A 13,519-nucleotide genomic window follows, 5' to 3' on the forward strand; every position below is an offset into this window, starting at 1 on the left:
TCAGCCGTGCAGGCGCGCGCCGCAGTGCGGCCAGGGGGTCGCGCCCCGGCGCATGTAGAGCTTCTTCGCGCGGTAGGTCTGCTCGGTCGCCGGCGCGTCCTGGGGCCGCCCGCGCCCGCCGAGGCTCTGCCAGGTCTGGGTGTCGAACTGGTAGAGGCCGCCGTAGGTGCCCGAGGCGTCGACCGCGTTCGGCCGTCCGCCGGACTCGCACGTCGCGAGACCCTGCCAGTTCAGGCCGTCGGCACCGTGCACGGACGCCGGCAGCGGCTTCGTCCCCACCATCACGACCTGCATCCGCGGCTCCCGCACCACCTCGGTGCCGGTCCGGCGCGGCTTCTGCTTCACCCCGTTGACGGTCCGCAGGGAGTAGGTCACGCGCCGCAGCCCCGGTCGCCCGGCCCGGCCCACGACCTCCGTGCCCCTGAACTGCGCGGGGTCGGCGATGCGCCGCACCTCGAACGGAATCGGTTCCTCGCGCACCTCCTTGGTCCCGGTGATCCGCAGCACGGTGATCGTCTGACCGTCCCGCGGAAAACTTCCGGGCGGGACGGAGGTGGTGTCCTGCCCGCGCAGGGTGACGCCGGCCTCCTCCACCGCCTCGCGCACCGTGGCGGCGTTGGTGCGAAGGGTGCGGGCGCGGCCGTCGGCCATGACCGTGACGGAGCGCTCGGTGCGCACGTCCAGCGCGAGCCCCTCGCGCCCGATCGGACGTGAGCGCGAGGTGGAGAGGTAGGCACCCTCCGCCCGCACCCCCAGCTGCTCGAGGGCGCCCTCCACGGTGTGGGCCGTCGTCCACACCTCGCGCTGGTGGCCGTCGATCGTGAGCCGGAGGGGGCGACCGTAGTGGACGACGATCTCGTCCCCGCTGCGGAGTTCCGCCCGGGGGGCGGGCGCCACCACGTCGTGCGCCCCCACCGTCAGACCCTCCTCGGCGAGCAGTTCGGTGACGTCGTCCGCGAAGGTGTGCAGGGTGCGCGGTGCGCCGCCGTCGACGCTCAGCTCGATCGCCTTGTCCTCCGCGACGAAAGCGGCTGTGCCGCCCGCGAGGAAGGCGACGACCAGCGCCTGGGGCAGCAGACGGCGCACGGTGCTGTCCGAGCGCTCGGTGTACGGGGCCCGGCGTCGGCGCGCGGCACGTCGAATCGCTCCGGTGCGCGCGACGAGCGCAGGCGCCCCCTCCTCCTCGCGCTCCTGACCGCCCGCCGGCCCGACCGGCGCGGCGGCCGGGTGCGCGCCCCCCGCCTGGCGAGGCAGCGACGCGTCGGACGCCTCACGGCGCGGACGCTCCGCTTGACGCCCGTGGTCCGCGAGGTCCCCGCGTTGCTCGTACGCGGGCCGGTAGGTGTCGGCGTACGCCCTCGCCCCGCCCGAGGGGTCGTACGACTCGCCGTACCCGAGGGTCTCCGCGGTGTGCGGGTCGAAGGGGCCGGCGAGGGGGGCGTACGTCCGCACGTACGCCTGTCCGCCGTACGCCCGCTCGTTGTGCTGCGAGTTGCTCACGCCGACACGCTCCAGAGGTCCGGGGATCCGGAGGGTCCGCGGGAGTCCGGATCGGGCCCACAGAACCTAGCGGAGCGACGGTTACTCTCCAAAGCGGCACGACTACGTACGGTCGCGACCGTACGGATGGCTGACCCCCGCGCATGGACCGCGGGGCGACCGGCGGGGACTGGTCCTCAGTAGCCGAACGCGCGGGCGGTGTTGGCGGCGAGAGCCGCCGCCAGGGCGTCCTCGCCCGTGCCGCGCACCGCAGCCATGGCACGCACCGTGACCGGGACGAGGTACGGGGCGTTGGGTCGTCCGCGATAGGGCGCCGGCGTCAGGAACGGCGCGTCGGTCTCCACGAGGACCAGCTCCGGCGGCGCCACCGCGAGCGCGTCGCGCAGGTGCTGCGCGTTCTTGAAGGTGACGTTGCCGGCGAAGGACATGTAGTAGCCGGCGCGGGCGCAGATCTCTGCCATGTCCGCGTCGCCCGAGTAGCAGTGGAACACCGTGCGCTCGGGCGCGCCCTCCTCCTTGAGGATGCGCAGGACGTCGGCGTGGGCCTCGCGGTCGTGGATGACCAGGGCCTTCCCGTGCCGCTTGGCGATCTCGATGTGGGCGCGGAAGGACCGCTCCTGCGCGGCCTTGCCCTCCTCGCCGGTGCGGAAGTAGTCCAGTCCGGTCTCGCCGACGCCCTTGACCTGCGGCAGCGCCGCCAGGCGGTCGATCTCGGCGAGCGCCTCGTCGAGCGCCGCCGCGCCTCCCGGCTCCCGGGCGCCCTGCCGCGACCAGCCGTCGGGATCGCCGTGGACGATGCGGGGGGCCTCGTTGGGGTGCAGGGCGACGGCCGCGTGGACGGCGTCGTACTGCGCGGCCGTCCGGGCGGCCCACTGCGAGCCGCGGACGTCGCAGCCGACCTGGACGACCGTCGTCACACCCACGGACGCGGCCTTCGCCAGTCCCTCCTCCACCGTGCCGGACTGCATGTCGAGGTGGGTGTGGGAGTCGGCGACCGGCACCCGGAGGGGTTCGGGAAGGGGTGGGGCTTCGGCGTGGGAAGGCATGCCCCCGATCCTACGAAAGGGGCATGCCCGGCCGGGGCGGCGAGCCCTCAGCCCGCCTTGCGCTGGAAGACGTGCAGGAGATCGGACAGGTGCCAGTGGTGGTCCTCGGCCGGCCGCGGCTCTTCCACCGGCAGCTCCGAGGCCGCCACGGGTGCCTCGACCGGCCCGGCCTGGGGTGCCGGCCTGCGCAGGTGTCCCTGCGCGCCACGCACCGACGCCACCCGCCCGGCCCGCATGATGCGCACGACGTGGTTGTCGCAGTTCTGACAGAGCGGCCGCCGGAGCGGCGACGGCACGATCCGGCCCTCGGCGACGTAGATCACGTACGCGTGGCCCTCGGCGTCCGTGTGGTGCTCTATCTCGAACGACTGTTCCCAGCCGTGCCCGCAGCGCATGCAGGCGAAGGAATACGACTCGTGGACGACGGCGGTGGCACCGGCCCTCAGGCCGGTCCGTCCTGCACTCTCACTCATGCCAGCTCCTGATTGTCCGCTGGGACGAGGGACACTCGCGTCCCGTCACCCAGTGGATGCCTCGGACCGGCGCGAATGCACGTGGCCTGTCGAGTGTTGGAGCCGATTTGGGCGTTCCTTGCCAAAAGGGCGTCGACGACCGGAAGCGCTTTGCCTTTTCCGGCCGCATTTTGCTCACCGATGGGGCGCCCGCTCAGCGGAGATGCGTCCTGCTCAGAGGCGGTTCCGCGCCCAGGGGCGGCGCCCGCGCCGCGGCGCGCACGCCTCGGCGCGATCGCCACACCGCGCGCTCGGCACACAGCTCTCCACCGCACGCCCCCTGCCGGGCATGCGCCCCGCGTTTTCACGCCCCGCGTGTCCGCCCCGCGCTCACGCTCCCGCCTGTTTCGCCGCCACGACCGCGTCGAACACCTCCCGCTTCGGCACGCCCGCCTCCACGGCCACGGCCGCGATGGCCTCCTTGCGGCGCTCGCCCGCCTCCTCGCGCACCTTCACGCGCCGCACGAGCTCCTCGGCGCCGATCTCCTCCGGGCCGCGCTCCGGCGCGCCCTCCACCACGACGGTGATCTCCCCGCGCACGCCCTCCGCGGCCCAGGCGGCCAGTTCGCCCAGCGGGCCGCGGCGCACCTCCTCATAGGTCTTGGTGAGCTCCCGGCACACGGCGGCGCGCCGCTCCGCGCCGAAGACCTCGGCCATCGCGGCGAGGGTGTCGTCGAGGCGGTGCGGCGCCTCGAAGTAGACGAGGGTGCGGCGCTCGTCGGCGACCTCCCTGAGCCGGGACAGCCGCTCGCCCGCCTTGCGCGGCAGGAACCCCTCGAAGCAGAACCGGTCGACGGGCAGCCCGGACAGGGCGAGCGCGGTGAGCACGGCGGACGGTCCGGGCACGGCCGTGACGCGGACGTCCTTCTCGACGGCCGCGGCCACCAGCCGGTAGCCCGGGTCGGACACCGACGGCATCCCGGCGTCGGTGACGAGCAGTACGCGCGCGCCGCCGAGGAGTTCCTCGACCAGTTCGGGGGTGCGGGCGGACTCGTTGCCCTCGAAGTACGACACCACGCGACCCTTGGGCGTCACGCCCAGCGCCTGGGTCAGCCGCCGCAGCCGCCGCGTGTCCTCGGCGGCGATCACGTCCGCGCCGGCCAGTTCGTCGGAGAGCCGGGGCGGGGCGTCCTGGACGTCGCCGATGGGGGTGCCCGCCAAAACAAGGGTTCCAGTCACACCCCCATCCTCCCAGGGCCGTCCCAAACCAGCCGCATCCGGACCGGTACCGCCGGGGCACGGGACTCCCACAGACGGGTTCCCTACGATGGCGCGGTGACCAGTACCGCGTCCTCCATGGACACCCGGCAGGGCCAGGCACCCCACGACGCGCAGCCGACGTGGCAGCAGCGGCTGCGTCGTTTCGGCTATTCCGCACAGCCCGTCGCCGACGTGCGCGCCCGGCTCGCCCCGCCGTACGCCGCGCCCGGCGCACGGCTGTGGCAGGCGCTGAGCATCCCGCCGGGGTTGGCCGACCGTGTCGCACGCTGGTCCGGCTGGGGCGGCCCGCTGCTGGTGACGCTGCTGGCGGGCGTACTGCGATTCTGGAACCTGGGCAGCCCGCACGCGGTGATATTCGACGAGACGTACTACGCCAAGGACGCCTGGGCCATCGTCCATCACGGCTTCGAGGTCAACTGGGACAAGGACGTCAACAAGCTCATCCTCGACTCGGGCGGCCACGTCTCGCTGCCCTCGGATGCGGCGTACGTCGTGCATCCGCCGGTGGGCAAGTACGTCATCGGGCTGGGCGAGCTGATGTTCGGGTTCAACCCGTTCGGCTGGCGGTTCATGACCGCGCTGCTCGGCACGCTGTCCGTGCTGCTGCTGTGCCGCATCGGGCGCCGCCTGTTCCGCTCCACCTTCCTGGGCTGCGTGGCCGGGGCGCTGATGGCGGTCGACGGCCTGCACTTCGTGATGAGCCGCACCTCGCTGCTCGACGGGGTGCTGATGTTCTTCGTGCTGGCCGCGTTCGGCTGCCTGCTGGTGGACCGGGACCGGGCGCGCGAACGACTGGCCGCGGCGCTGCCCGTGGACGAGGACGGCAGGGTGCGCCCGGACGCCCGGGTCGCCGACACGGTGTTCCTGGGATGGCGGCCGTGGCGCTGGGCGGCGGGCCTGATGCTGGGCCTGGCCATCGGCACCAAGTGGAACGGCCTGTACATCCTCGCGGCGTTCGCCGTGATGGCGGTGCTGTGGGACGTCGGTGCCCGCAAGGTCGCCGGCGCCCGCCACCCGTACACGGCCGTCGCCCGGCACGACCTGGGCATCGCGTTCGTGGCCACCGTGCCCGTCGCGATCGCCACCTACGTCACGTCGTGGATCGGCTGGATCATGTCCCCGACCGACGGCTCCGGCGGCTACTACCGCAACTGGGCCGTCACCGACGGCAAGCACAGCAGCTGGTCGTGGCTGTTCCCCGACTGGTGGCGCAGTCTGTGGCACTACGAGCACGAGGTGTACGAGTTCCACGTCAACCTGCACTCCCCGCACACGTACCAGTCGAATCCGTGGAGCTGGATCGTGCTGGGCCGGCCGGTGTCGTACTTCTACGAGTCGCCCGCGCCGGGCAAGGACGGCTGCCCGGCGGACGCGGGTGAGAAGTGCGCGCGGGAGGTCCTCGCGATCGGTACACCGCTGTTGTGGTGGGCGGCGTGCTTCGCGCTCCTGTACGTGCTGTGGCGCTGGGCCTTCCGCCGCGACTGGCGGGCGGGCGCGATCGCCTGCGGGGTGGCGGCCGGATACCTGCCCTGGTTCCTCTACCAGGACCGGACGATCTTCCTGTTCTACGCCGTGGTCTTCGTGCCGTTCCTGTGCCTGGCGGTGGCGATGACGATCGGCGCGATCATCGGCCCACCGGGGACGAGCGACACGCGCCGCGTGGCGGGCGCGGCGGGTGCGGGCATGCTGGTGCTGCTGATCGCGTGGAACTTCGTCTACTTCTGGCCCCTGTACACGGGCACCGCGATCCCCATCGACCAGTGGCGGTCCCGCATGTGGCTGGACACCTGGGTCTAGTGCCGCGGCAGGCAACGTTCGCCCGTCGAGGAGCGGCGTCCGGTGCGTGCTCTCGGTGTGCCGGACGGAAGCCCTCGTACTGGATGTACTCGGGCTTTCGTCCGGTGCAGCGAGAGTGCGTGCCGGGCGTCGCGACGGGGCGAACGTTGCCTGGTGCGGCACTAGCTGGACGGACACACCACGAGGGTGCGGCATGCTGCCGCGCCCTCGTGGTCTGTGTTGGTCGTTACGGATGTCTCGCACAGGCCCGCGCCGCCGGTGAGGCGATGGCCGGGCGGACCGCCTGGCGGATCTGCCGGGACAACGGCTGGTGGAGCGCCTTCGGCAAGCGAAGGGTCCGCGGCAGGAACACCAAGGCCGGGCCGCCGGTCCACGATGACCTGGTGCGCCGGAACTTCACCGCGGACGGGCCGAACCGGTTGTGGCTCACGGACACCACGAGCACGCGACCGGCGAGGGCAAGCTGTATCTGTGCGCCGTCAAGGACGTGTACTCCGGCCGCATCGTGGGCCGTTCCATCGACGCCCGGATGAAGTCCCGCCTCATGGTCGCCGCGCTGGCGGTGTCGCCGCCGCTGCCCCTCTGCGGGCGGGGTACCGGCGGCCGGGGCCCGGCAGAGGGCATCGTGCGCCGTCCGGATGGAGTGCTGGGCTCACGCGAACTCGGCCGGCTGAGTAGGTCGTGTGAGTAGGAGTGCTCAGGTCTGGGGGACGGTTGCCGGACGACCATGGAGTCGTCGCCGCGAACCACGGCCGACCGACTGTCTCTTCGGGGGTTCTCTCATGTCCAGGCGCATCATCGTCTCCTCGCTCGCCGGTGCCACCGTTCTCGGAGCGGCAGGCGCCTACGCGTTCGTGGCCCGGGCGTCCGAGTCCGGCCCCGCACTGCGGGGCGCCACCGCGGTGTACGAGGCCCCGGACGCGGGCCGCGACGGCTCGCTCGCCTTCACGGCCCGGGCGTCGGACGACTCCGGTGTCCGCAGTGTCAAGGTGCTCGCCTGGCCCGACAGCATGAAGCCGGCCCCGGCGGTGAAGGAGATGGCCGCCGTCGAGTCCGCCGCATGTGCTCCGGCCGGCGACGGGGCTGCCACGTGCCGCTACGCCGTCCCCGTCACCGGTGCCGACGCGGCCGGGTCGCCCGGGGGTGTCTGGCACATCGCGGTCCTGGTCACCGCGAAGGACGGCGACACGGCGTTCGTGCCCCGGGCGGCAGCCTTCTCCACCGTCTGACCAAGGTGTTTTTGATCCTGGTGAACGGTATCTGGACCGTTTGGGGCGCATAGAAGTCGGTGTCTTCAAGACGCGGCACCATGTCAAAGTGCAGCGCATGGCTTTTCGATACCCGTCCCCCCTGTGTCCCGGTGACCGTGTTGGTGTTTCGTCTCCGTCGAGCGGGGTTGCGAAGGAACTGCATGAGCGCCTCGATATCGCCGTTCGTGACGTTCAGGACTGCGGGTACGAGGTCGTCATCGGCCGGTGCATGGACGGCTCCGGGCGCGTCAGTGCTTCGGCCACTGACCGCGCGAGCCTTGATCCTTCCATCCGAGACGAGGCACTTCTCAAGCGGCGCCAGAAGTGACAGGCCCAAGGCCGGAGGGCGGAGGGCACACGGCTGCCGACACGGCGTCCGCCACCGTGATCGTGTCGGCAAGGACCTCACCCATGAGGCCGGCGCTGAGGGTGTAGCGGTTGTCCCGATGCGCGTCCGAGCACAGCGGAACAACCGTGAGGCGAGGGCGAGTACTGGTGGAGAATCGCAGCGTCCACTGGCTCGTGAACGGGTAGAGCCCCCGCAGTGCCGGTTCGACGCATGCCGCGATCGGTTGACATGACCATGACTTTAATGCTGACGCAGCGATCATCAGATCGGTCTCGCGAACCAGGCACGACCACTCTTGGCCGGTGGCGGTCCCGAATGCGGCTGGACACCCGGGTCTGATCCGTTTCGACCCGTTGTGGTGATCTCCGTTCGGACACCAAAGGGCAACCTTCCTCACGGTTCTCCCGCCCGCCACCTACAGTGCGAAGGCAGTGGCCGGCGGGAGACCGCGGCCCACGGGGGAGACGACCGACGGGGAAAACGGGGAGGAAGCGCGTCATGCGCAAGGGAGCGAAGGCCGCGATAGTCGGCACGGTGTTCACCGCGATGGTGGGCGGTGCCGGCTACGGGGCGTACAACTTCGTGTCCGCACTCAACGGCGGCGGCAGCGGGGCGAGCGGCCCCGCGCCGGTGAGAACCGGACCGCCGAGCGCCGACGAGGTGAAGGAGACCACGAAGGCCTTCTTCACGGCGTGGGAGAAGGGGGAGGCGACCCGGGCGGCGTCGTACACGGACAACGCCGCCATGGCGGAGCCCCTGCTGACGTCGTACCGCGACAGCGCCCACATCAAGGACGTGACGATCACACCGGGGGCGGTGAACGGCGCCACGGTGCCGTTCACCGTGAAGGCGACGGTGTCGTACGAGGGGAAGTCCGAGCCTCTCGACTACTCCAGCAGCCTGAACGTCGTCCGCGGGGTCACCACCGGGCGGCCGCTGGTGGACTGGCGGCCGTCCGTGGTGCACCCGGACCTGAAGAACATGGGCGACACGCTGGTCACCGGCGCCTCGGCCGCCCCGCCGATCGAGGCCGTGGACCGCAACGGCACGGTGCTGACGAAGGACAAGTACCCCTCGCTCGGCGCGATCCTGGACCAGTTGCGCGCGAAGTACGGCGACGCGGCCGGCGGCACGCCCGGCGTCGAGCTGGCGATCCGCCACTCGGACCCGGACACCGCCGACACCACGGTGCTCACCCTCGCCGAGGGCAAGGCCGGCGAGCTGCGCACGACGCTGAGCGCTTCCGTGCAGGCGGCCGCCGAGCGCGCGGTGCAGAAGTACCCCCAGTCGTCTGTGGTGGCCGTCAAGGCGAGCACCGGTGAGGTACTGGCGGTCGCCAACCATCGCGAGGACGGTTTCAACGCCGCGTTCTCGGGGACGGTGGCCCCCGGCTCCACCATGAAGATCATCAGTGCGGCCACGCTCATCGACAAGGGGCTGACCAGTGCCAACGGTCCCGCACCGTGCACCGAGGACGCGCTGTGGGAGGGGCAGACCTTCCGCAACTACCGGGAGATGACGGACGAGGGCGCGACGCTGTCGCAGAGCTTCGCCCGCTCCTGCAACACGGCTTTCATCAAGTACGTGGACAACCTGGACGACGACTCGCTCACCCGGGAGGCGACCGACCGTTTCGGCCTCGGCCGGAACAACTGGCAGACCGGCATCGCGTCCTTCGACGGCAAGGTCCCGGCCGTCAGCGGTCCCGACAAGGCCGCCGCGCTGATCGGCCAGGGGCAGGTGCAGATGAGTCCGCTCAACATGGCGTCGGTGACGGCGACCGCGATGACGGGCGCCTTCCACCAGCCGGTGATCGTGCCGCAGAGCCTCGACGGCCGGGAACTGGCACACGCGCGCGGACTGTCCTCGAGCACGGTGCAGCAGCTGCGCAGCATGATGCACCGCACCGCGACCGGCGGCACCGCGGCCGGTGCCATGTCCGGGCTGCGCGGGACGATCGGCGCCAAGACCGGTTCGGCCGAGGTCGACGGAGCGGCGCGGTCCGACAGCTGGTTCGCCGGCTACCGCGACGACGTCGCCGCCGCGGCCATGGTCCAGCACGGCGGTCACGGCAGCGACGCGGCCGGTCCGGTCGTCGCGGCAGTGCTGCGGGCCGGGGGCTGACATCCCTCCGGGGACGGGACCCTAGGCTGGTCGCCGTCGTTGGGGTGCGTGAGGGCGACGAGACCCCCCGAGGCGTGGGGGCACCGGGGAATGCGAAGGAACGGTGGCAGTGGGCAAGAGACGACGCGTCGATCAGCGACGGAGAACCGGGCCGGCCGTGGTGGGCGGCGTGCTCGCGGTGGTGGTCGGTGGCGCCGGCGTCGGCGCGTACGCGCTGTACGGCGGCGGTGCCTCGGCCGACGACCGTACGTCCACCACGTCCGCCGGCCACGCGAAGGCCGCCAGGACCGGCCCGCTGTCCGCGGCGGAGGTCACCACGGCCGCGCAGACGTTCCTGACCGCCTGGCAGCAGGGTCGCCTTCCCGAGGCGGCGTCCGTGACCGACGATCCGCAGGCCGCCACCGCCCTGCTGACGGGGTTCACCAAGGACGCCCACATCGAGAAGGCGACGTTCACGGCGGGCACGCCGACGGGCGGCAGGGTGCCGTTCTCGGTGAAGGGCACGGTGCGTTTCGGCGGGGCCGCCGAGCCGCTCTCCTACAGCAGCGCGCTGACCGTCGTCCGGCGTATCGGGGACGGCGAGCCGGTCGTCGACTGGCACGCCGCCGTGGTCCACCCGGACCTGCAGGACGGCGACACCCTCGTCACCGGTGAGTCCGGCAACCCGCCGGTGAAGGCGCTGGACCGGCACGGCGGTGAGATCACGGCTGCCAAGTACCCGTCCCTGGGCACCGTGCTGGACGGGCTGCGCGAGAAGTACGGCAAGAAGGCCGGCGGCAAGGCCGGCGTCGAACTGCGCGTGGTCCGCGGCAAGGACGCGAAGGCGAAGAAGCTCTCCGACAAGACACTGCTGGTGCTGAGCAAGGGCACGCCGGGCACGGTGCAGACCACGCTGAGCCCGGTCTACCAGGCGGCGGCCGAGCAGCAGGTCGCGAAGTGGTCCAAGGCGTCGGTGGTGATGGTCCGCCCTTCGACGGGTGAGATCCTCGCGGTGGCGAACAGCGGCCACGGCTTCAACGTCGGGTTCCAGGGCATGCTCGCGCCCGGCTCCACCATGAAGATCATCACGTCGTCGATGCTGATCGAGAAGGGGCTGGGGTCGGCGGACAAGCGGCACCCGTGCCCGAAGACGTTCACCTACGGCGGCTGGAAGTTCCACAACGACGACGACTTCGAGATCAAGGGCGGCACGCTCAAGGCGAGCTTCGCGCGCTCCTGCAACACCGCCTTCATCAGCCAGGCCCCGGAGCTCGACAACGGCGACCTGACCCGGCAGGCGCAGCAGGTGTTCGGCCTGTCGATGGACGACTGGGCGATCGGCGTGCCGTCGTTCGACGGTTCGGTGCCGGTGCAGTCGGCGGCACCGATGGCGGCCTCGCTGATCGGGCAGGGCGGGGTGCGGATGAACCCGCTGAACATGGCGTCGGTGGCGGCGACGGTGAAGTCCGGCGTCTTCCACCAGCCTTACCTGGTCTCCCCCGACGTCGACCACCGCACGCTGGCCACCGCCTCGCGGTCCCTGTCTCCGTCCACGCTGGCGCAGCTGCGCGAGATGATGCAGTTCACGGCGTCCTACGGCACGGCCGCCCAGGCCATGCGCGGGCTCGGTCCCGACTACGGCGCCAAGACCGGCTCCGCGGAGGTCGGCGGGCAGGAGAAGCCCGACGGCTGGTTCACGGCCTACCGGGGCGATCTCGCCGCTGCCGGCGTGGTGCAGGCGGGCGGCCACGGCGGCGACACGGCCGGACCGATCGTCGCGTCGCTGCTGCGGATGGGCGGCTGAGCGGACCGGCGGGGAGACCGCCGGTCCGCCGCTCGGACGGGGAAGCGGGAGACCGGACGGGCGCGCCGAGCCTCACCCGAGGCCGACGCCCCAGACAGCGGGGACGGGCCCTTGGGGGGACGATCTGCGCCCGAGGCGAAAGGTCATGGCGGCCGGGGCGGACGACCCGCGCCGGAGACGACGGGCCAGGGCCCCGAGGCGGACGGGCGAGCGTCGCGAGGCAGGCCAAGAGCGTGCCTCCCCGCCCGGGGCGGACGCGTACCGAGCGGACGGATACAAGACGGCCGCATACCGGGCGGACGCCGGGATGCGGCCGGGGCTCCACAGCGCGGGAGGCCGGTCGGGAGTCCGGTGCCGGTGCCGCGGCCGTGCGCGTCTAGGCGGCCAGGTAGGTCCGGCGCAGGAAGCGCAGGAGGGCCTTCGACTCGAACTGCACGACGGAGACGCCCTGCGCGGAGTGGAACTCCACGACGGCCTGGACACGGCCGCACGGCCACACCCGGACGGAGCCGGTACCGACCGGGGCGCGAAGCCCCTGTTCCAGCAGCGTGCGGGCGACGGTCCATTCATGGGGTCCGGGAAGGCCGACGCGGATGGAGCGGGGATCGTCGGGGTCGTATTTGAGTACGACCGGTACGGCCGACGATTCCTCCTCGAAGTCGTCCGTGACGATGTGGGCTCGCGCGTACTGTTCGACTACAGACATCGTCCGGCCCCTTACCCTGAGTGGCCTGCGCGAAAGCTGTGCATCCGCTTCCTCTCCAATGTCGCACATTTCCCGGAACGCGCCCGTCGTGCCGTGACATCTCCCACCACGGTGACGAGCAGCTCGCTCTTGCAACTCATTCGCATTAAGCGACTATCATCGAACGGTGCATGTGCCTGACGGATTCATCGACGCCCCCGTCTCCGCGGCGACCGGAGTGGTCGCCGCCTCCGCCATCGCCGTGAGCCTGCGCGGCGCACGGCGGGAACTGGACGAGAGAACGGCGCCCTTGGCCGGGCTGGTCGCGGCGTTCGTCTTCGCGGTGCAGATGCTGAACTTCCCGGTGGCCGCCGGGACCAGCGGACACCTGCTGGGCGGGGCGCTCGCGGCGATCCTCGTCGGTCCCTTCACCGGCGTCCTGTGCGTCTCGGTCGTCCTGCTCGTGCAGGGCATCCTCTTCGCCGACGGCGGGCTGACCGCGCTCGGCGTGAACATCACCGACATGGCGATCGTGACGACGGTCGCCTCGTACGCCGTCTTCCGCCTGCTGGTGAAGGTGCTCCCGCGCTCGCGCCGGTCCATGTCCGTGGCCTCCTTCACCGCCGCCCTCGTCTCGGTGCCCGCGGCCGCGGTCGCCTTCACCCTGATCTACGCCGTCGGCGGCACCACCGACGTCTCCCTCGACAAGGTCGCCACCGCAATGATCGGCGTGCACGTGCTGATCGGCCTCGGCGAGGCCGCGATCACGGCATTGACGGTGAGCGCCGTGATCGCCGTGCGCCCCGATCTCGTGTACGGCGCGCGCGGCCTGCAGCAGCGCCTGAAGCTGCGCGTGAACGGCGTACTCGTGGACGCGCCCGCATCGACGGGGGCGCGCACGGCGCCCGTCGCAGCACGCACTTCGCGGCGCACGCTGTGGCTCACCGGTCTGGCCACCTCGCTCGTGCTCGCCGGTTTCGTGAGCTTCTACGCCTCCTCCAGCCCCGACGGCCTGGAGAAGGTCGCCGCCGACCACGGCCTCGACAAGAAGGCCGCAGGGCATGCCGCAGCGGACTCCCCGCTCGCCGACTACGGCGTGAAGGACGTCGCCGACGCGCGCCTGTCCGGCGGGCTCGCCGGCGTGATCGGCGTGGGCGCGACGGCGGTGGCGGGCAGCGCGGTGTTCTGGACGGTGCGCAGGCGGCGCATGCGCGAGGTGTCGCCCGCCTCCACCGCCGTGGAGAACGTCTGA

Annotated in this window: 11 protein-coding genes and 2 pseudogenes; 7 read left to right on the forward strand and 6 right to left on the reverse strand. The window is 71.8% G+C overall.

Annotation, left to right across the window (positions count from 1 at the left end; translation table 11 throughout):
• The 4 genes from JS756_RS18535 to rsmI form a co-directional block, all read right to left on the reverse strand.
• Positions 1-1,500 (reverse strand): resuscitation-promoting factor, encoded by a 1,500-nt coding sequence (locus JS756_RS18535; RefSeq protein WP_307790755.1) that lies wholly within the window; start codon positions 1,498-1,500, stop codon positions 1-3.
• A gap of 176 nt (positions 1,501-1,676) precedes the next feature.
• A complete protein-coding gene (locus JS756_RS18540) occupies positions 1,677-2,546 on the reverse strand; it encodes a TatD family hydrolase (RefSeq protein ID WP_205384220.1) in 870 nt (289 codons plus the stop codon).
• Positions 2,547-2,593: 47 nt separating this feature from the next.
• Positions 2,594-3,019: a hypothetical protein gene (locus JS756_RS18545; RefSeq protein ID WP_205384221.1), complete on the reverse strand. Its 426-nt coding sequence runs from the start codon at positions 3,017-3,019 to the stop codon at positions 2,594-2,596.
• Between the two features lie 369 nt (positions 3,020-3,388).
• On the reverse strand, positions 3,389-4,237 hold the full coding sequence (gene rsmI, locus JS756_RS18550) for a 16S rRNA (cytidine(1402)-2'-O)-methyltransferase (RefSeq protein WP_205384222.1): 849 nt from the start codon (positions 4,235-4,237) through the stop codon (positions 3,389-3,391).
• A 96-nt stretch (positions 4,238-4,333) separates the two neighbouring features.
• Here rsmI and JS756_RS18555 point away from each other — a divergent pair, with 96 nt between their 5' ends.
• The 4 genes and pseudogenes from JS756_RS18555 to JS756_RS36850 all read left to right on the forward strand — a co-directional run.
• Complete coding sequence (locus tag JS756_RS18555) at positions 4,334-6,076, forward strand: dolichyl-phosphate-mannose--protein mannosyltransferase (RefSeq protein WP_205384223.1); 1,743 nt, start codon at positions 4,334-4,336, stop codon at positions 6,074-6,076.
• 287 nt (positions 6,077-6,363) lie between these two features.
• Positions 6,364-6,635, forward strand: a pseudogene (locus tag JS756_RS18560) (IS3 family transposase); the annotation flags it as partial.
• Positions 6,636-6,858: 223 nt separating this feature from the next.
• A complete protein-coding gene (locus tag JS756_RS18565; protein WP_205384224.1) occupies positions 6,859-7,305 on the forward strand; it encodes a DUF5707 domain-containing protein in 447 nt (148 codons plus the stop codon).
• A 97-nt stretch (positions 7,306-7,402) separates the two neighbouring features.
• Positions 7,403-7,621: pseudogene (locus tag JS756_RS36850) on the forward strand (LD-carboxypeptidase); the annotation flags it as partial.
• 13 nt (positions 7,622-7,634) lie between these two features.
• Here JS756_RS36850 and JS756_RS36855 read toward each other — a convergent pair.
• Positions 7,635-7,937 (reverse strand): DUF6193 family natural product biosynthesis protein, encoded by a 303-nt coding sequence (locus JS756_RS36855; RefSeq protein WP_240203951.1) that lies wholly within the window; start codon positions 7,935-7,937, stop codon positions 7,635-7,637.
• A 236-nt stretch (positions 7,938-8,173) separates the two neighbouring features.
• Here JS756_RS36855 and JS756_RS18570 point away from each other — a divergent pair, with 236 nt between their 5' ends.
• Positions 8,174-9,799 carry a penicillin-binding transpeptidase domain-containing protein gene (locus tag JS756_RS18570; protein WP_205384225.1) on the forward strand — a complete coding sequence of 542 codons (1,626 nt, stop codon included), beginning with the start codon at positions 8,174-8,176 and terminating at the stop codon, positions 9,797-9,799.
• 109 nt (positions 9,800-9,908) lie between these two features.
• The gene (locus JS756_RS18575; RefSeq protein WP_205384226.1) at positions 9,909-11,582 is read left to right on the forward strand and encodes a penicillin-binding transpeptidase domain-containing protein; all 1,674 of its coding nucleotides are present in this window, start codon (positions 9,909-9,911) and stop codon (positions 11,580-11,582) included.
• Between the two features lie 376 nt (positions 11,583-11,958).
• Here JS756_RS18575 and JS756_RS18580 read toward each other — a convergent pair whose 3' ends face one another.
• A complete protein-coding gene (locus JS756_RS18580) occupies positions 11,959-12,288 on the reverse strand; it encodes an SsgA family sporulation/cell division regulator (RefSeq protein ID WP_205384227.1) in 330 nt (109 codons plus the stop codon).
• 166 nt (positions 12,289-12,454) lie between these two features.
• Here JS756_RS18580 and JS756_RS18585 point away from each other — a divergent pair, with 166 nt between their 5' ends.
• The gene (locus tag JS756_RS18585; protein ID WP_205384228.1) at positions 12,455-13,519 is read left to right on the forward strand and encodes an energy-coupling factor ABC transporter permease; all 1,065 of its coding nucleotides are present in this window, start codon (positions 12,455-12,457) and stop codon (positions 13,517-13,519) included.

The sequence above is a fragment of the Streptomyces actuosus genome (assembly GCF_016921115.1).
GTDB lineage: Bacteria > Actinomycetota > Actinomycetes > Streptomycetales > Streptomycetaceae > Streptomyces > Streptomyces actuosus_A.